The organism is Azonexus sp. (assembly GCF_030824335.1).
GTDB lineage: Bacteria > Pseudomonadota > Gammaproteobacteria > Burkholderiales > Rhodocyclaceae > Azonexus.
Genome location: NZ_JAVBXX010000018.1, coordinates 48,609 through 67,537 on the forward strand (window position 1 = coordinate 48,609; position 18,929 = coordinate 67,537).

Sequence of the window (18,929 nt, forward strand, 5' to 3'; positions counted from 1 at the left end):
GATGGCCCAGCCGAGCATCATCTTTTTGATTCCTTATTTTGGGAAATGGCCTTTCTGGATGCCATTTTTCCTCGAAAGCTGCCGCCACAATCCCGATATCGACTGGCTGTTTTTCACTGACTGCGGCATTCCTCCAGAAGCCCCTGCCAATGTCCGTTTTAGCGAAATGAGCTTTACCGACTATTGCAAGAACGTCTCGCAACAACTCGGCATTCCCTTCTCGCCAGAAAGCCCCTATAAACTGTGCGACCTGAAACCCGCACTCGGGCTGGTCCATGCGAAAGAGATCGAAACGTACGACTTCTGGGGCTTTAGCGACATTGACCTGATTTACGGTGACTTGCGCGCCTATTTCACTCCAGAACGACTAGCTCGTCACAAACTGCTTTCGACGCATGAACGTCGTGTTTCAGGACATCTCTGTCTGCTCAGAAACACCCCGGAACTCCTGAATGCCTTCAAGAATGTCCCACAATGGCAGGCAATGCTCTCGAGCAATCAACACTTCGGCTTTGACGAAGTGGCTTACAGTCGCTTGTTCATCCGTTTCAAAAAATGGCCCGGCCTGCTCAGGAAACTGCTCTCGCTGACCAACCCGCTGTGGCGGCAAAGTGAATTCGTCGAAGCCTACAGTACGCCCTACGGCCGTCTGGCCTGGCATGACGGAAGTTTCAACTTCCCGGAATACTGGCAATGGCGCCAAGGGAAACTGACCAATAGCCAGGATGGGGAACGCGCTTTCCCGTACTTTCATTTCATCGGCTGGAAACAGCGGGACGACTGGTGTGCAGAAGCATACAAAAACTCGACCAGCGATCCTGCCTTGCCCAAGGCAGATGCCTGGGTCATCACGACCTCTGGTTTCAAAAGGTGCCCCCCATGATTTTTTCCGAACAGAGCGACATTTCGATTGTGGTCACCAGCTGCGGTCGTTTCGATCTGCTGCGCGATACGCTGGCCAGCCTGGACAAATTCAATACGGCACCGATCCGTGCCGTTTTCATCACCGAGGATTCGGGCGATGCGACGGTCGAAACCTGTATTCCCGCCCACTGGAAACCCTGGACGCGCTTCTTCATCAATCAACCGCGACTGGGGCAACTGAAATCCATCGACTTGGCCTATGCCGAGGTAGCAACCCCATGGATTTTCCATTGCGAAGATGACTGGGCATTTTACCGCCCGGGTTTTATCGAAGACTCCCGAAAGCTGCTGGAAGACGATCCGCAAGCCCTGCAGGTATGGCTACGCAGCCACCCGCACGACCTGGCCATCCACAGCCCTTACGTGCATCAGGGAGAGCGACGCATCGTTGAACACATACCTTGCTACAAACTCGAATCGGACAAAGCGGATTGGCAAGGCTTTTCCTTCAACCCCGGTTTGCGCCGTAAAGCCGATTACCTGACGTTTTCCCCCTACGCGCAATACACCGGGGAAAAAGACCTCTCCCGGCTTTATGCCGCGAATGATCGCTATGCACTGATCCTCGAAAATGATGCCGTCTTGCATACCGGCTTCGGAGAACATGTGATCGTTCCCGAGGAGCGCCAATCCAAGGCTCGCCGGAAAAAAATGGAGAAAATCCGCATCGCTCTGGCATTGCTCGCCGGGTTCATTCTTGGAGCGATGATTTGACCTTCTCTCTCGACAATGCGGGCAGAAAGTCGATTCAGACCTACTTTACCGTGAGTACTTTGTTATTCATGGTCAGTTTCCTGCTCCTCCCAACGGCCAAGATGGTCAATAATGTCTATTACCTGTTGACTGCCTTGCCGGCGCTGCTGCTCATCGTTTTCATGCGCGGCAGAACGCTCTCCATCACCCCCAGCACGCTCGGTTGGTCGCTGCTCCTCGGCTGGTTTGTATTTGTCGGTGCCCTAGAAGGTGATTTGCAGTTTCTCAAGCACGTCTTGTACGTAGCGCTGTTTCTTGTTGTGATCAGCCAGTTTGTCGACCCGCGCTTTTTCAACTCCCCCTTGTTTTCTCGCGTCCTGTTCTGGTCGGTCGCACTATACGTACTGAGTTCCTCGGTATTTTATTGGCTGACTGGTCACTATGCTTTTGGCGAAAGGGTGCTATGGCTCCCTGCCCGTATGACCGGGCCGATCTATACCAGCATGTGGATCACCAGTTGTTTCGCGCTGGCTTTACCTACCTGGTTTTCACAACGGCGTTTTGTCGAGCTTGGCATCGGCTTGCTGATCGCCATTTTCTTGATGGGTTTCGCATTGCAAAGTCGCTCAGGACTGGCTGCACTTGTGGTTTTAGTCGCCGCCTGCAGCATCCTGCTAGCCGTTGCCAACAAAAAAGCCGGACTCCTGACATTTGCCCTGTTCGTTGTCGGCATTGGTATTTTGTGGTTTTTGACCAGGGACATCCCGCAAATTGGCCAGCTGCTCGCCCGTGGCGATGCACTGCGCTTTGAAATATGGAGCACGCTGATCAGCGAATGGAATGAATGCGGGATATGGCGGGGCTGCGGGCTAGCCCACCAGAGCCAGCATATCCTGACTGGCGGCGGGGGCATTCTTCATCCCCACAATATTTTTCTCGCACTCGGCGTGTACACCGGGCTGGTTTCCCTGCTGATCTTTGCCACCCTGATGTGCCTGGCCCTTTACCAAGCCTGGCGGCAACGCAATCCCTGGGGGCTGTATCTCTTTGCTTCGCTCGTCGGCCTGAACTTTGATGGCAGCATGCTGATCGGCAATCCAGACGAATTGTGGTTGCTGGTCTTGTTGCCAGCAGCCTTGATCATCCATCGCCACAACCATCCTTCAGGCAGACAATTTTCTTGATTCCTTTCCTGCAACTTTTCCAGGCCTGGCGCGAACGCGGATGGCAGCCCATAGAATCCAGCGAATATGCAGCAACCTGGTTTTGTCACGGGGGCAGCGTCGCAACACACCCCGATGTCGTGGCAGGACTATCGCAACTCGCCGGGCTACCGGTGCGCTACCTGGGCCATAGACAGGATGGCGAAATCGTCGGCGCCATCGCCACATGGGACCGGCATTTGGCCTTGTCCCGACAAGCCCTCAAGCGCTTCCAGAAAAGGGATTTTTTCGATCTGGGAAATGCCGAAATCATTCTACCCATCTCGCCCGGCTTATCCATCCCGGTGAATTTTGAAATGCGCTATGTGTCCGCGTTGCACCAGGAAAACATCGGCAACCTAAAGCAGCAAAAGGAATCCTTGGCCCTGGCCCGCCCCCCCGAGGACTACAGCAAAAAATTTCTTTATAACCAGCGACGGGAGTTGCGCCTGTTTGAAGAACGGGGAGGAACGGTCTGCAACATTCTGGATTTTTCACCAGAACAGATCGCCCAAATGTACGCCGATCTCTTCTTTCGCCGCTGGGGTTTCCCGGTACCAGCCAAATCGCATCTTCCCGCAGCGCTGGAAATCATGCGCCCCCACATGTTTGGCTCGGTGCTGAAGCATGAGTCACGGCCTATCGCCATTCAACTGCTTTACCGCGTCGAATCACCGGCATGGATCAGTGTCGAGTACATCAATGGCGGCGTTGATCCCGATTTTCAGGAATTCAGTCCAGGCAGCATCCTCTCCTACCTGAATACGCAGGCCGCCTGGTCCCATGCCCGCTCGGCAGGCAAACCGCTGCGTTATTCCTTTGGCCGGGCTGACCGCGATTATAAAAACCGCTGGTGCCATCCCGTACCCGTCTTCAGGACTTGAGGATGAAACAAGAGAAACAGCAACTCCTCAAACAACACCGGCGGAAAAAACGCGTACTGCTCGGCTGCCTGCTGCTTGCCACATTGATGCTGGGCGCCCTCGTTTCCTGGTGGCTGATCCTGGCGCTGCCGCTTGCCGCCTGGATGGCTCATGAAGCCTGGTTTTCCGACCACCTTTTCTATCGCGCCAAGAGTAACTACGACTACCATTTTGACGCCGCCAGAGAAACTGAGCTGGCGATATGCCAGGGCAAACTGCTAGCCCACGAACCTGAGGTTGGCGACGCAGACACCTGGATCATCGAATTTCATGTCAAGGGTAGCTGGCTCAGTCACTTCATCGACCCTTACCTGAAAATCAGCGGCGAACGTTTCGACTTTGAACACGGCGTCGATGGCCGGCGTTTTGTCAGTCTGAGTCCCCGTGGCGAACATTCGCTGTCCGCCGGCTTGCCGCTCGAAACCCGGCACTGCCGAATCATCGGGAATCCACGGCTGCACGCATTCAACAATCCACCTTATGCCGAAAAACGTGTGCTGATCATTGCCCCGCACGCCGACGATGCAGAACTTGCTGCCTTCGGCCTGTATCGGCAAGCCCCCGAAGCCATGATCGTCACGCTGACGCAAGGCGAGATCGAAGCCGAAGATTATGAAAGGCATGGTCTCGACAAGACACAGGCCGGCATCCTGAAAGGTCGCTTGCGCACCTGGGACAGCATGGCGATCCCGCTCTGGGGCAATGTCCCCCAAGCCAATTGCGTACAACTCGGGTATTACTGCATGCAGTTGAAAGCCATGCATGACAATCCGGAACAATCGCATGGGTCAAAACTGACCGGGCACTCGGATACCCGCGAAGCACGCCTGTGGAATCAGCGAGCCTTGCCTTCCGATCTCGATGGTGCGCCGACATGGAAAAACCTGGTCAGCGATCTTGTAACGCTGCTCGAAACATTTCAGCCGGAAGTGGTGGTCACCCCGCATCCCCGGATCGATCCACACCCCGATCACCAAGCCGCAACGCAAGCACTCGACGCCGCACTTGAGCAATCCAGCCACCGGCCGATGGCCCTGCTCTGCTATGCCAATCACCTGCATGACAATGACCGCTGGCCGATGGGTCCGGCCGGCGAAGGAATCGGCCTGCCCCCGTCTTTTGACAGCACGTCGACCGCAACATTCTGGAGTTTCCCTATCCCGCCGGAAGTTCAGCGCGACAAGGCGATGGCACTGGCCATGCAGCACGACCTGCAAACCCCGCTGCCCTGGAAAAAACGACTGCGCCGCCACCTGCAATACTGGCTGGCCGGACGGACATGGCCCCAAACAGGGGACAGTGAATTTTTCCGGAAAGCCGTTCGTTCCACTGAACTGTTTCATATTCGCAAGCTGACATCCCAATGACCTTTCAAACAATGAGCCTGGCGCAATATCAAGCCTTGCGCGGCACACCGGAAATTCTCGAGGCCGATGGGCATGGGGAAAAAGTCCTCCGCCTCGCCGATGACAGCATCCTCAAGCTGTTTCGCCGCAAGCGATTGATTTCGTCCAATATTTTTTATCCATATGCACAACGCTTTGCCGATAACGCGGAAATACTGTTGCGCAAGGGCATTCCCGCGCCGCAGGTCATTGCCTTGTACCGGATTCCGGAAATCAGCCGCGATGTCGTGCATTACGCACCAGTCCCCGGCATCACCTTGCGGCAAAAATTCCGGGAGAACCCAAGCCCCCCTGACCTGGAAAACATGCGCAGCAAAATATGCCGCTTTGCCCAATTCCTGTTCGATGAAGGTATTTACTTCCGGTCACTGCATCTGGGCAATATCGTCGAGCTGCCGGATGGCAAGTTCGGCCTGATCGATCTTTCAGACATGAAAGCTCACCGAAAATCATTGAGCAAATATCTGCGCAAAAGGAACGTCGACCGCATGCTGGTCAAATCGGAACCTGGCGAAACTGCATGGATTGACGCAGCATCGATATTGATGGTGCGCTAAAAAAAACAACAAAATTTCGGCCAGAAGCCAACAGAAAATGACGACAGCCCAGCATCTTAACTATCGCCCGGACATTGACGGCCTGCGTGCAATCGCCGTTGCTGCGGTGGTCATATTTCATGCGTATCCCTCGGCCTTTCCCGGTGGGTTTGTTGGCGTCGATATCTTTTTTGTCATCTCTGGCTACTTGATCTCATCGATCATTTTCAAATCGTTAAGCCAGGGAGAATTTTCGTTTAGCGACTTTTATGGGCGAAGGGTTCGGCGCATATTCCCGCCGCTGCTTGCCGTGCTGTTTGCCAGCCTGATTGCCGGCTGGTGGATATTGCTCCCCGATGAATACGAACAGTTGGCGAAACACGCCTTGGGTGGACTGGGCTTTGTTGCCAACATGATTTTCTGGAGTGAGTCGGGATATTTCGATAACGCAGCCCACACCAAGGCACTCCTCCATTTATGGTCGCTCGGCGTTGAAGAACAGTTTTACATCCTCTGGCCAGCGGTCGTTTTTGCCGTCTGGAAGACAAGGAAAAATCTCTGGCTGGCACTGGGCATCCTGGGAGCCGGATCTTTCATCAGCAATATCGTTTCCATTCACACCGACCCAAGTAGCAGTTATTTTCTGTTGCCGACACGTGCTTGGGAAATCATCTTGGGCGCTGCTCTGGCACTAAAACAACACACCAAACCGGCCCTCCTTGATAAAAAACGGGCCAACGCGCTTGGTATCGCCGGCCTTGGTCTGATTTTTACTGCGCTTGCCTTGATCGACAAGAACTCTCTTTTCCCCGGATGGTGGGCGTTGCTCCCAAGCATGGGCGCCGTTTTCATTATTGCCGCCGGGGAAAACTCACTGATCAACCAAAAGCTGCTCGCTACACGCCCAATGGTGGCCGCAGGACTGATCAGTTTTCCGCTCTACCTGTGGCATTGGCCGCTACTGTCATTCCTTCGCACCCTGCAAGGAGAGTCTGCCTCGAATCAGGCCATTGCGATCACCCTGTTCATTGCACTGCTCCTGGCATCCATGAGTTACTGGATGATCGAAAAACCATCGCGCCAGTCCAGAGGAGTTTGGTCAATCATCCTGATATTGATCGCGACCCTCCTGGTTGCCACCGCTGCCACCAACATATACATTCGCGACGGTTTAAGTTTTCGATTTAAAAGAGCCCTTTCCGATGCCGAAGTTGCAGCGCTGCAATGGGGCGACAAACGCAGAAAGTCCGACACTTGCAATCCCCTGATAAGCCCCGAGGATGGGGAGGACTGTCTGATTTCACAGCCAAACCGGAAGCCGGACGCAATCATTATTGGTGACAGCCACGCCAACCACTATTACTGGGGATTGAGCGAAGTGCTGAAAGAGCGCGACATCAACTTGATGCAACTTGCAAAGTCTTCGTGCGGCCCGCTGTACGGTGTCGATTTCTTTACTGAAGGCAAACTGGCCAATTGCCAGCGATTTACCGAAAGAGCAATTGAATTCGCCATCAACACCCCGGAAATTCACACAGTTTTTCTTGGTGGACGGTGGATGGTCTATGTCACGGGACGAGATCTGAACACGCAAGTCAGCGATGCTGAAAATGGAAAGCTGTTTCTGGCCGACATTCCCGGCAAAGATCAGCCAGACCGCCAAACGGTGTTTTCCCGAGGCTTGGATGAGACGCTGAAGCGACTTACCTCCGCCGGCAAAAAAGTCGTGTTCATGCATGCGGTTCCTGAACTGAACTTCAACATCAGGGAATGCATTGCCTGGAATCCAAGCACACTCATAAACCGCTTGCCTCGTCCAGAATGCAGCATCCGTCGTACAGTGACGGAAAATCGCAACAATGAATACCGGCCGGTGCTTGAAACGATCCTGAGTCGATTTCCGAATATTGAAGTGATCGACCCGGTACCCATCATGTGCGACACCAAGAACTGCTGGGGACGCCGGGATGCTCAATTACTGTACAGAGACGACGATCACTTGTCGCTTGGCGGATCAATATGGTTGGCCAAACGCATGCTCCCTGCCGGGCTGGACAAGTAGAAACCCTTTCGGCCGAAAATCCGTAACCAGCCAACCATTACTGCGGAATTTCTGACGCCGTGAAATGCGTCAACGCATCAAGCGTTTGATCGCCTTGCGTCCGATCCGGCGTTTCAGGACGACTTTCCAGTCGTAAACCCAAAATGGAATCCTGTCGGACCAAGTTAATTTGTGGCCGATCCCGGACAGGTAAATTTCAAGAAACTGCGCCCGACCAGGCGGGTCCATCTTGTTGCAGATCCGCACCAGATCGGACAAGCGGCCGGCGAGTGGCAAAGGATGATTGAGAGCGCGCAGGCGTCCGGTATCGATCAGGGAAAATGACAGTTTCCCGTCTGCTGCAGGGGGCTTGATCAGGATATTCCCGCCGGAAAGATCGCGGAAACAGATCCCCTTGCCGTGCATCAACAGCAGGAAACCGGCCAGTTGCTGATAAGCCTCGGCCTTGCCCACACCAAGAAACTCCGTTCCGCCATCATTGAGCGCCGCGACCAGATCACGCGCCGAAAATTCGGTGGCAAGGTGTTCCGACACATAGAAGTTCTGGCATAGGCTGACATCGCCGATACGTTCAAAATACGCCACCGGGGCCGCCGCACTAACGCCCCGGCGCAGCAGTTCGCTTGTACCACTCCAGCTGCGCAAGGCTTTCGATGGTTTGAAACGGTCAAGGAAGCGCTTGTGAATATGCATTTTGACCGGCTGCTTGACGACCAGCCGATCGATGCCATTTCTCGGGTCGACGATCGTCCAGATGGCATTTCTGGCATGCCGTAGCAAGGCTTCTCTGGATTGCGGTGCGAGGCGTTCCGGATGAATTTCACGCCAAAGCAAGGAAGCATCGGCAAGGTTTTCGGCCGAGACGACACCTTGCCATTTTTCATCGCGAAAAAAGAAATGTTTACGCTTGGGCGCATGGCGATGCACGACCAGACCGGCTGCAAGCGATGCCTGCGGGTTGATGTGAACCACGCAGTCGGCTGGCCAGATGATGAAAACGGGCGCCTCACAAAGCAAGGTCGGCTGCCCATCCAGGGGTTCCCCATCGCGCGACAGGAAAGACGCCGCCCGACAGTCATCAGCCGAATACACATCGGCCAGCGCAGTTGCCCGGCCATTGATCGTCCACGCCACATGAACCAGTTGCCCGGCCGACCTGAATGCATGAACCTCCAACCCCTGCCCGCAGTTCAAGCGCCCCTCATAGGTCGCCCCCGGGATCAGTCGATTGAACGCGCTCAAGGCATGGAGTGCGGGGCGAATGCGAAAATCCCCGAGCTTGCCGGTCACGGCGGCGTAATGGGTTATCCGCTCCAGCACCGGATAACCCGGCACAGCATCATCGACCAAGCCTTCGCGATGGCAGACCAGCGGCCCCCACCAGGCGCCCTCCAGCGCACCGGAGGCGGCACAAAGCACCATGTAACGCGTCAGGTAATCGGCCTGTTTTTCCTCGCTGTCCGGCAACATGCGCTCGATACGCGGCAAGGTCCAGAAGGCCGCCGGAGAAAACAAGCGGGGAAGATCGAAATCCTGACCGATACGCTGTAACAGGCGGGCCTTCTTGATCAGGTTGACCTTGGCCAGCGAGGCCAGACGGCGACCGAATATCTTGTGATCGAAACGCTCGGGTTCGGTACAACGCTCGGAAAACAGGTTGTCGGTATGGATGTCTGGCAACATTCCCTGACGCCGCAACAGCGCAAGAATCCCCACACTCCATGGCGGTTCGAAATCGGTAACACTCGGCCCGGCCAGCACCAGCCCACGGGCGCGAACCTCGCGCCAGGCAATTTCCCACATGCTCAGGAAACCGGGCAGCGAATAACCGGCCCAACGCTTGCGATTGATCGTCGAACCGACCTCGACCATTTGCACCCGCGAACCATAGCGCGCCAGGGTCGCTGCCACAAAAGCCTGCCAGCCATCCGCGGCTTCCCCGGATTCCATTTTCCGGGCGAACTCGAAGGGCTGCACCAGATGCAACATCACCTGAAAATCTGCGGCCAGTAAACGTTCCAACAGACGCCCGCACGGCCCCTGATCATCACCATAAGTAAAGTCGACCCGAACGTTCCGGATACCGGCATTGTGCAAACACGCAATCATCCAGTCATCGGCCGCCGCGTCGGCTGAGGCCGCCACGCCAACCCCGGCCATGGTGCGCGAAACCACGTGCCCGTGCGGTGGCAAGTGCCCGCCCGGCCACGAGAAACCGCCCCGCAACACGTAGCCCAGCAACGATAGCGCGAAATGCACGATGGGCTTTCTGACCCTGGAGACCTGATTCATCCCGAAACCTTGGCAATAGTCTGTCGGCAAGTACAAGCTGCCGGAAAAGTCCGCAAGTTTACTGCCTGTGCGGCTCGCTGGCATGGAAAAAGTGCCATGTTAAACTCCGTCCCCATTCATGCACGATCCTCCGTAGTAGAAAGAAGCACTCAATGCAGTCTGCTGGCTCTCCTCCCGTTTCTTCACTGAAAATCTACTTTCGCCTGCTCGGCTATCTGCGTCCGTTCATCGGACTGTTTGCCATCAGCCTCGTCGGCTACATGATTTTTGCTTCGTCGCAGCCGATGATGGCGGTCGTGCTGAAGTATTTCGTCGATGGACTGACCGCCCCTGCCGGAGTGAACCTGCATGAGTTCCCGCTGATTGGCAGCATCCAATTGATGTATGGCGTGCCCATCCTGCTGATCCTCATCATTACCTGGCAGGGTTTCGGCTCGTTTCTAGGCAATTACTACCTGGCAAAGGTCTCCCTCGGGCTGATCCATAACCTGCGCTGCACCCTGTTCGACAGCCTGCTGCGCCTGCCCAATACCTATTTCGACCAGAACAACTCCGGCCACCTGATTTCACGCATCACCTACAACGTCACCATGGTGACCGGTGCCGCGACGGATGCGATCAAGGTGGTCATTCGTGAAGGGTTGACCGTTGTTTTCCTGTTCTCCTACCTGCTCTGGATGAACTGGAAACTGACCCTGGTGATGCTGGCCATCTTGCCCGTGATCAATCTGATGGTGCGTAGTGCCAGCCGACGGTTCCGCAAGCAGAGCCGGAAAATCCAGGCCGCCATGGGCGATCTGACGCATATTGCATCGGAAACCATCCAGGGCTACCGCGTGGTCCGCAGTTTTGGCGGTGAAGACTACGAATCCGCCCGGTTCAAGCATGCCAGCGACGACAACACGGCCAAGCAATTGCGCATGGTGAAGACTGGCGCAACATTTACCCCGGCGCTGCAGTTCGTCACCTTCTCGACCATGGCCGTCATTCTTTTCCTCGTGCTGTTCCTGCGCGGTGATGCCTCGGCCGGCGATCTCGTGTCGTACATCACGGCTGCCGGCATGCTGCCCAAGCCGATCCGCCAACTATCCGAAGTCAGCGCCACCGTGCAGAAAGGTCTGGCTGGTGCCGAGAGCATTTTCAGCCAGCTCGATGAAACACCCGAGCAAAATGCCGGGCAGCAGGAACGGCTTCAGGTCACCGGAAAACTGGAAGTGCGCAATCTCAACTTCTCCTATCCGGGCTGTGCGGACAAGGTACTGAACGACATCTGCTTTACCGCTGAACCGGGGCAGATGGTCGCGCTGGTCGGCCGTTCGGGCAGTGGCAAATCGACACTGGCCAACCTGATCCCGCGTTTCTATCATCACACCGACGGACAGATTCTGCTCGATGGCATGGAGATCGAGCAGTACACGCTACGCAACCTGCGTCGGCATATCGCGCTGGTCACCCAGCAGGTTTCGCTGTTCAACGACACCATCGCCAACAATATCGCCTATGGCGACCTGGCCGGGCTACCGCGCGAACAGGTCGAACAGGCGGCCCACGCCGCTTACGCCAGCGAATTCATTGACCGCTTGCCGCAAGCTTACGAAACGCTGGTTGGTGAAAACGGCGTGCTGCTCTCCGGCGGCCAGCGCCAGCGTCTGGCCATTGCCCGCGCCATCCTGAAAAATGCCCCGCTGCTGATTCTCGACGAGGCGACTTCGGCGCTGGATACCGAATCCGAACGGCACATCCAGGCGGCACTGGAAAGTGCGACGGCAAATCGGACGACCATCGTCATCGCGCACCGCCTGTCGACCATCGAACGGGCCGACCTGATCCTGGTCATGGACCAGGGGCGCATCGTGGAACGGGGAAGCCATGCCGAATTGCTGGCCCGCAATGGGCAATACGCCCGCCTGCATGCCATGCAGTTCAGCGAACACCCGACCCTGACTGTTGAGGCTTGATGCACCGCCACGGAGCGTTCGGGCTGCACCAACTGCAGCCCGAACGCTCCGGTCTGAATCTGCGCCGACTTAGGCCGGCGGCAGCCTGGCTTCAAGCCAGTCGTGCAATACCGAGCCGGCCGGCCAGTTGCGCAGGAAGCGCATCCGGTCACGCCGCCAGGCGCGCCGGAAGCTGCCGGACGAACGATGCTGAGTTGTGCCATCCAGGTCGATCAGCACAACCTGCCCATCGTGCCAGAGCAGATTGTGTGCTTTCAGATCGCCGTGCGTAATGCGCAGCCGGTAGAGGTCGGCAAACAGTCTTGTCAGCGCCGTTGCCAGGTCGGCTGCGGGCACCTGTTCGGCAGAAAGCACCTCGAACAGACTAGGCCCCGGACAAAACCCGGTCACCAGGAAAGCACGCCCGCGCAAGGGCCCGCAGCGCTCTTCGATCATGAGCAGCGGCGTCGGCGTGGCAATGCCGTAAAACGCCAACCGGTGCGCCTCGCGCCATGAATGCCAGGCCCGGCTCGGACGCCAGGCGCGCGACAAGGCATGGCGCCAGTTTCTCAGGTTGTAGCGTTTGACGACGGTCGGAATTTCCCCGACGTCCAGTGCAGCAACCGAACAAGTACCGCCATCCTTGAAAAACCGGCCTTGTGCCAGCAAAGCATCCGGATCGGCCAGCAAACCGCCGAGCGCCTCCTGAGCAGTGCGCAAAACGACAGAAAATCGTGATTTATTGCGGTCGACCGCAAATTTCGTGCAATTTCTGACCGTTTTTTCGAGAAAACGCTGCAAGCGCCGTTGCCGCCAATCATCCACCAACTGCGGCAAGACATTTGACGCCACCGGCAAACCATAAGCTTGCAGCAGGCTGTCCCAATGCACCTCGAGCGCCAGCGGCAATTGCGACAGCAGCAGCGCCAGGTTGGCCAGATGCTGCGCTGCAGCGGCCGTCGGACGAATGCCATCGCCGTCGATCAGCCACAGCCGATCACCCTGACGCAGGAAGTTGCCCGGATGCAGATCGTCATGCACCAGACCGGCAGCGTGCAAACGACCGAGCAGTGCAAATGCCGGGAGCAGCGACTGGACATCTGCCAGGCTCGATTCCAGTGTTTGCGCATCGGGCAGGAATTCACTCAGCAGCAACAGGCCCAGGCCCGGAAGGCTCAAGGTCGTCAGACATGCCGGCGTAGGCAAACCCTGCGTCTGCAGCGCCTGAATACCTTGTTGCTCGCGAGCCGCATGGCGCGCTGCACGCTCGCCGATGAACAGCTTGGCAAACACGGCTTTGCCGCCCCAGCGCGCTTCGCCGGATACACGTTGCCCTGGCAGCCAGCGCAAGACGCGACAAAATTCGATCCGCCCGCCATCGGGCAAGGCCAGCGCGAACGGGGCGGGTGGATTCCAGCCAGCCTCGGCAAGTTGCGCAGCACTCAGCAACGGCAACATCATTCGCGCCCCGCGAAAAAGCGGAGGATTTTCCGGATTTTTCGCTTGTCGACCGCAGTAAGCCGCGTTTGTTGCGCGTAATCCAGGTAAAAACGCAGTCTTTGCGTGCGCGACAGCTGGTATTTGGCCACTTTATCGAGACAAGCCAGATCCTTGATGATCCGGTAGTCGAGAAACGGTTGCCACCAATAGCTGCCGGTCGGGCAATCGATCAGGTAAACCGTCGGGTATTCGCCCGCCTCGACCAAGACATTGCGCCATTTGAAATCGTTGTGGGCAAACCCGGCCTGATGCATGGTGCGGGCGTAAACCGCCAGTTGCCGGGCGACATGGGCAACCCAGCGCCGGTTGCGCAGGCGACTGTCGCCCTGCAAAGCCATGTTGGCCATATCGACCGTCTGCGGAATTTCTTCGGTAATCAGCGCGCCACGAACAAAACGTCCGTAACGGCGCTCCTGCCCGTAGGCGACCAGCGTCGCCGTGGGAATTCCCCAGGCACGGAAAGCCAGCAGATTCTCCCATTCCTTGCGCACGCGCTGCGGCCCGAACAGGTCGCGCAGGCCGAACCAGCGGCGCGCCAGACTGCGCCCGCCTTCCAGGTAACGTTTGACGTAATAGCGGCGGTCGCCGACCTGCATGCGCAAGACCCGGGATTGCGGATCGCTGGCGATCAATTCCCCCTCGGCGGCAAATACCGCATCAAGCGAGGCAAAACGCTGCGCCGCCGCGCTCCCGGCGTACTCGGGGTTGAAAAACCAGTCGCTCACGCGCCCTCCGTATCGGCGAATTTCCGCACATAGCGCGCCTGCAGACGGCGGCTTTCTGCCGCCAGATGATCGAGCAGGGGACGCTCGGCCTGGAAAATGTCGCGCAGCGAACGCTGGAAATAAAGCCGCAGGAAACGCAGAAAATCCCGCTGGGTCAGCCCGATTTCCAGTGCCGAAAAATACAGTGAGGCCAGATCCTTGTCGCGCCAGCGACGGGGCGTTGCCGCACGGCATTGCGCCCGGTGCAGATCGATCACCGACAACTTCAGCGCCGAAGGCTGCGGCGCCGGATCGAGATGGAGCAGGAAATGGCAGATGTAGAAATCACGATGATTGACGCCACCGCGATGCATACGCCCGGCCATCTCGGCCACCCGGCGAATCAGCGCCTGTTTCATGGCGAAGGCTGGCGGCTGGCTGGGCCAATCGCGACAGTAATCCTCCAGACTGATCGTTGGCGCCAGTTCCTCGGTCACGATGAAGGAGTGCTCTGCCGCCGGGTTCCAGCCGCGCCGCCCGTAGGCCACTGCGTGCATGGTATCGACCCCGAGCGTCTTCAGCCGCTGGATCGCCTGCCATTCGTTGCGCGCGCCCAGCACCGGCAAGCGCAGTGAAAACAGATTCTTGACGATCTCGCCCCAACCGATACCGCGATGAATCTTGACGAAATAACCGCGCCCCTGCACTTCCGTGCGCAAGGTACGACGCCCTTCGAGTTCGCGGAAAACCTGCCCCGGCAAGGCGTCGACCGCAACAAACGGGTCCTGCCCGGCCCACAGGTCGGCAAACGGTGCGTCAATGAACAGATCGTGCCGAGTCACCGCCGCTCCCCCAGGATGATGTCGGCGGCACGCTCGGCATTGCTGTAAATATCGGCGGTTTCGGCCCAGCACAGCGCGTTTTCCTGCCAAAGCTGACGTTGTTTGCGGTCAACCAGCATTTCTTGCAACATTTGATCCATTTTCGGCTGCTCGAAAGGTTCCGGGATCACCCGTCCGCCCTCGGCTTCTTCGATGTAATGGGCGTAGCCGCAAACCGCTGAAGCCAGTACAGGCAAGCCGGCGACCAGCGCCTCGAGCAGCACGGTGCCGGTGTTTTCGTTGTAGGCGGGGTGCACCAGCAGATCGGCGCCAAGCAGGAAACGCGGAATGTCGCTGCGCCCCTGCAGGATGCTGACCTGCTCAGCCAAACCAAGCGAGCGCGCCATGCGCTGGAAATGCGTCGGCTCATCCTGGCCGATGGCAATCAGGCGGGTACGCCGGCGCAGTTCATCCGGCAAATGCGCCAGTGCCAGCAAGGAACGGTCGAGTCCCTTGGTCTTGAAACCGGAGCCAACTTGCAGCAGCAACAAATCGTCGTCAGCCAGCGCGAATTCAGCGCGGAATTCGGCACGAATCGCTGCTGCATTCGGCGGAGCCCGGCGATCCTGCGCAATACCCGGCGGCAACAGATGAAAGCGCTCGGCCGGCGTTGCGTAATGCTTTTCGAAAAACGGCTGCTGTACCTGGGAAATCATCAGGATGTCGGTCTTGCCCTGCGCCGAGAACACCGCCCGTTCGTAAGCCGAGAAATGCCGGTAACGGCCCGACCAGCGATACAGCGGATTGCGCAGGGTCTGCGCCTTTTCTTCGTAGCAGGGATCGGCTGCGAAATAGACATCCAGCCCCGGCATCTTGTTGAAACCGATCACCCGGTCGACCGGCCGGCTCTGCATGTCGCGCGCGACCCAAGCCGTGAATTTTTCATAGCGCCGGGCGTTGGTCAGCGCCTTGACCGGCACCAGAACCACCTCGAAACCTGCCGGCACTTCGCCCGCCCAGGACAGGGTGTACACCCGAACAGCGTGGCCCCGCGCCTGACAGGCCAGCGCAATGCGCATGAAATCGCGCTGCAGGCCACCGAAGGGAAAGTACTTGTAAAGGCAGAAGGCGAGTTGCATGGACGAGCCGGATTTTCAAAGGCGAGATTTTAGCGGCGATTTGACCAGGCACACCGATTCACCGCCCCGCCAATTCAAATTCGCCAATCCGGCCCAGCCAGTTATCCGGCAAAAAGCCTGTGCCGCAATCAACCGGCAGAACGCGTATAAGCCATCATGGCCTCGGGGATCTTGTCCAGCGGCATGGTCTGATCCACACAACCCAGCTTGATCGCTTCCTTGGGCATCCCGAAGACCACGCAACTGGCTTCGTCCTGCGCGATGGTTTTAGCGCCGGCATCCTTCATTTCCTTCATGCCGCGTGCGCCATCGTCCCCCATACCGGTCATGATGATGCCAAGCGCGTTGGCCCCGGCAAACTTCGCCACCGAACGGAAGAGCACATCGACCGAAGGTTTGTGGCGATTGACCAGCGGGCCATCGACCACCTCGACCTGGTATTGGGCACCGCTGCGTTTCAACAACATGTGGCGGCCACCCGGTGCAATCAAGGCGCGCCCCGGAATGACCCGGTCGCCATTGCGCGCTTCGCGCACCTCGAGATCGCAAATACTGTTCAGGCGCTCGGCAAACATCGCAGTGAATTTTTCCGGCATGTGCTGGACGATCACGATACCCAGGCAGGTTGCCGGCAAACGGGTCAGCACAGCCTCCAGCGCCTGCGTACCGCCGGTCGAAGTACCGATCGCGATCAATTGATCGGTCGTTCTGGCCATCGCTGTCGGCCCGCCCGGCGCCAACATGACGTCAGCCGTCAATTTCGGGCGATTCAGCGCGTTGACCGCAGAACTCCCGCCCCGCGGCAAAGCGCGCAGATTGGCTTTCGCCGCTGCCCGCACAGCCTGCACGATGTCGTTGGAAGAGTCTTCCAGAAACGATTTCAAACCAGCCTTGGGCTTGGTAATGATGGTGACCGCACCGGCCGACATGGCATCGAAAGTTGCCTGCGCACCACTTTCTGCCAGCGAAGAACAAATGATGACTGGCGTAGGCCGCTCGGTCATGATCTTGCGCAGGAAGGAAATGCCATCCATCCGCGGCATTTCGATATCGACGATCAACACGTCCGGCCAGGCCGCCCGCAGCTTTTCAATCGCAAAAACGGGATCCGAGGCGGTCGCGATCACTTCAATACCCGGCTCTTTGGCCAGCGCCTGGGAAACGACCTGGCGTACCAGCGCCGAATCGTCCACGATCATGACTTTGATTTTATCTGCCATATTGCTTTAGTCTTTTTGGTAGATGGTCGGCCTGACTTGATGCAATCCGTCCGAAATTCCGTTCAGGGTTTCCGAGTGGCCGATGATGAAATAGCCTCCCGGATGCAGACGCGGCAACAAATTGCCGACGACCTTGCGCTTGGTTTCCATATCGAAGTAAATCATCACGTTGCGCAGAAAAATCACATCGAACTTGCCGATATCCGCCTCGACCGGCAGCGTCAGATTGATGTGATGAAAACTGACGCGACTGCGCAACTCGGAAGAAATCAAAAAGGTCCCGGCCTGACTGCGCACACCCTTGCGACAATATTTTGTCAGAAAAGCGGGCGGAATGCCCTCGTTGCGCTCCATCGGGTAATGACCGCGCCGCGCCTTTTCAAGCACTTGGGTGCTGATGTCGGAACCGACAATTTCCCATGCGGAACCGGACAAGTTCTCGGAAAGCAACATGGCCAGTGTATAGGCCTCCTCACCCGTCGAACTTGCCGCACTCCAGACGCGAAAAGTGCCACCTGCCCGTCGCTTCGGCAAAACCTCATCACGGACAAAATCAAAGTGCTTCGGCTCACGGAAAAAATAGGTTTCATTCGTCGTCAGCAAATCGACCATGATCTGCAGCTCTTCGGGATGTTTGCCGGCAGATAACATCCGGTAATACTCGGAAAAGCTATCCAGCATGTGATGCCGCAAGCGCTTTTGCAAACGTCCGACCAGCAGGACTTTTTTTGCGTCGGACAGGTTGATGCCGGCTATTTTGTATATCAAGCGCTGAAACAGCGCAAACTCTTGATCGGTGATTGCAGACTGGCTCATCAGAACAGCTCAATTTTCTTTTCTGTCGCCGTTGCCGGCTTGTTAAGCAAGGAGGCCGAGTAAGCCAGCTCTTCACGCCGCAGCGACTCCTGACTGATCAGGCTGGATGTCACCCGCTTGCAATAGGCGTCGCCAGTCGCAGGTACCAGCAATATTTTGCGCGACCACGGCCCGAGAAAGTCGGAGGCGATGATCGGGATCCCTTCACGATCCAGCCACTCATGGGCAAAATCGGCATTGCGCTTGCCAATGGCCATCAAACCGGGCGCCGTGGTATCAATCACTGCACCACCACCAAAAGCCTTGGCTTTTATCCGATGCTTGGCCGCACCGCGCTGCAACATGCTGTTAAGCAGGGCTTCCATGCACGCATCGCCAGCCAGCAACACATCTTCATCGGCATGCGCGCCCTTTTTCATTTGCGGCAGCATGAAATGGTTCATGCCAGCAATTTTCAGGGCGGCATCGTACAAACAAACGGCCACGCAGGAACCCAGCAAGGTCGAGATCGGGCGATCGTTTTCCACCGCCCACTCACCGGGTTTGATATTGCGTGACAAACGTTCGATATCACGTGTTGAAAGACTTGCGTAATCGGTCATCGCACTCCGTATCGGCCTTGCTGCTCGACCACAAAAAACTCCATCAACTGCTGCAACTGACCGGCCTGACCGCCCAGCTCTTCCGCCGTCGCGGCGAGTTCCTCGGAGGCCGAGGCGTTCTGCTGCGTCGCCTTGTTCAACTGGCCCATCGC

General features: G+C 57.3%; 16 protein-coding genes. 8 read left to right on the forward strand and 8 right to left on the reverse strand.

The features are described 5' to 3' along the window. Position 1 precedes the first annotated feature (1 nt). Genes RCI20_RS11995 through RCI20_RS12025 form a run of 7 tightly spaced genes read left to right on the forward strand, consistent with a single transcriptional unit; the run spans position 2 to position 7,746 of the window. Complete coding sequence (locus RCI20_RS11995) at positions 2 to 883, forward strand: DUF6625 family protein (RefSeq protein ID WP_306605808.1); 882 nt, start codon at positions 2 to 4, stop codon at positions 881 to 883. Continuing rightward, on the forward strand, positions 880 to 1,638 hold the full coding sequence (locus tag RCI20_RS12000; protein WP_306605810.1) for a glycosyltransferase family 2 protein: 759 nt from the start codon (positions 880 to 882) through the stop codon (positions 1,636 to 1,638). The genes RCI20_RS11995 and RCI20_RS12000 overlap by 4 nt, the downstream gene beginning before the upstream one ends. Continuing rightward, positions 1,635 to 2,801, forward strand: a complete 1,167-nt coding sequence (locus tag RCI20_RS12005; RefSeq protein ID WP_306605812.1) for an O-antigen ligase family protein — start codon at positions 1,635 to 1,637, stop codon at positions 2,799 to 2,801. The genes RCI20_RS12000 and RCI20_RS12005 overlap by 4 nt, the downstream gene beginning before the upstream one ends. Then, positions 2,798 to 3,703 (forward strand): GNAT family N-acetyltransferase, encoded by a 906-nt coding sequence (locus RCI20_RS12010; RefSeq protein WP_306605815.1) that lies wholly within the window; start codon positions 2,798 to 2,800, stop codon positions 3,701 to 3,703. Before RCI20_RS12005 ends, RCI20_RS12010 begins: the two co-directional genes overlap by 4 nt. 2 nt (positions 3,704 to 3,705) lie before the next feature. Continuing rightward, positions 3,706 to 5,109, forward strand: coding sequence for a PIG-L deacetylase family protein (locus RCI20_RS12015; protein WP_306605817.1), 1,404 nt, complete (start codon positions 3,706 to 3,708; stop codon positions 5,107 to 5,109). Then, a complete protein-coding gene (locus RCI20_RS12020; protein ID WP_306605819.1) occupies positions 5,106 to 5,705 on the forward strand; it encodes a toluene tolerance protein in 600 nt (199 codons plus the stop codon). Before RCI20_RS12015 ends, RCI20_RS12020 begins: the two co-directional genes overlap by 4 nt. A gap of 37 nt (positions 5,706 to 5,742) precedes the next feature. Then, positions 5,743 to 7,746 (forward strand): acyltransferase family protein, encoded by a 2,004-nt coding sequence (locus tag RCI20_RS12025; protein ID WP_306605821.1) that lies wholly within the window; start codon positions 5,743 to 5,745, stop codon positions 7,744 to 7,746. A 69-nt stretch (positions 7,747 to 7,815) separates the two neighbouring features. On the opposite strand, the gene RCI20_RS12030 is transcribed toward RCI20_RS12025, so the two are convergent. Beyond that, positions 7,816 to 10,038: a lipopolysaccharide kinase InaA family protein gene (locus RCI20_RS12030; RefSeq protein WP_306605823.1), complete on the reverse strand. Its 2,223-nt coding sequence runs from the start codon at positions 10,036 to 10,038 to the stop codon at positions 7,816 to 7,818. Between the two features lie 152 nt (positions 10,039 to 10,190). On the opposite strand from RCI20_RS12030, the gene msbA reads away from it, so the two are divergent. Next, entirely contained in the window at positions 10,191 to 11,996 is a 1,806-nt protein-coding gene (msbA, locus tag RCI20_RS12035; protein WP_306605825.1) for a lipid A export permease/ATP-binding protein MsbA, read from the forward strand. A 69-nt stretch (positions 11,997 to 12,065) separates the two neighbouring features. Here the strand turns inward: msbA and RCI20_RS12040 are convergent, their stop codons facing one another. The 7 genes from RCI20_RS12040 to RCI20_RS12070 all read right to left on the reverse strand — a co-directional run bounded on the left by RCI20_RS12040 (position 12,066) and on the right by RCI20_RS12070 (position 18,777). Next, a complete protein-coding gene (locus RCI20_RS12040; protein ID WP_306605827.1) occupies positions 12,066 to 13,436 on the reverse strand; it encodes a lipopolysaccharide kinase InaA family protein in 1,371 nt (456 codons plus the stop codon). Then, the gene (locus RCI20_RS12045; protein WP_306605829.1) at positions 13,433 to 14,200 is read right to left on the reverse strand and encodes a lipopolysaccharide kinase InaA family protein; all 768 of its coding nucleotides are present in this window, start codon (positions 14,198 to 14,200) and stop codon (positions 13,433 to 13,435) included. The genes RCI20_RS12040 and RCI20_RS12045 overlap by 4 nt, the downstream gene beginning before the upstream one ends. Then, on the reverse strand, positions 14,197 to 15,021 hold the full coding sequence (gene rfaP / locus RCI20_RS12050; protein WP_306605831.1) for a lipopolysaccharide core heptose(I) kinase RfaP: 825 nt from the start codon (positions 15,019 to 15,021) through the stop codon (positions 14,197 to 14,199). The genes RCI20_RS12045 and rfaP overlap by 4 nt, the downstream gene beginning before the upstream one ends. Next, a complete protein-coding gene (locus tag RCI20_RS12055) occupies positions 15,018 to 16,139 on the reverse strand; it encodes a glycosyltransferase family 4 protein (RefSeq protein WP_306605833.1) in 1,122 nt (373 codons plus the stop codon). Before RCI20_RS12055 ends, rfaP begins: the two co-directional genes overlap by 4 nt. A gap of 128 nt (positions 16,140 to 16,267) precedes the next feature. Beyond that, positions 16,268 to 17,359 carry a chemotaxis response regulator protein-glutamate methylesterase gene (locus RCI20_RS12060; RefSeq protein ID WP_306605835.1) on the reverse strand — a complete coding sequence of 364 codons (1,092 nt, stop codon included), beginning with the start codon at positions 17,357 to 17,359 and terminating at the stop codon, positions 16,268 to 16,270. A 6-nt stretch (positions 17,360 to 17,365) separates the two neighbouring features. After that, on the reverse strand, positions 17,366 to 18,175 hold the full coding sequence (locus tag RCI20_RS12065; RefSeq protein ID WP_306605837.1) for a protein-glutamate O-methyltransferase CheR: 810 nt from the start codon (positions 18,173 to 18,175) through the stop codon (positions 17,366 to 17,368). Further along, on the reverse strand, positions 18,175 to 18,777 hold the full coding sequence (locus tag RCI20_RS12070; RefSeq protein WP_306605839.1) for a chemotaxis protein CheD: 603 nt from the start codon (positions 18,775 to 18,777) through the stop codon (positions 18,175 to 18,177). Before RCI20_RS12070 ends, RCI20_RS12065 begins: the two co-directional genes overlap by 1 nt. Between the last annotated feature and the right edge of the window lie 152 nt (positions 18,778 to 18,929).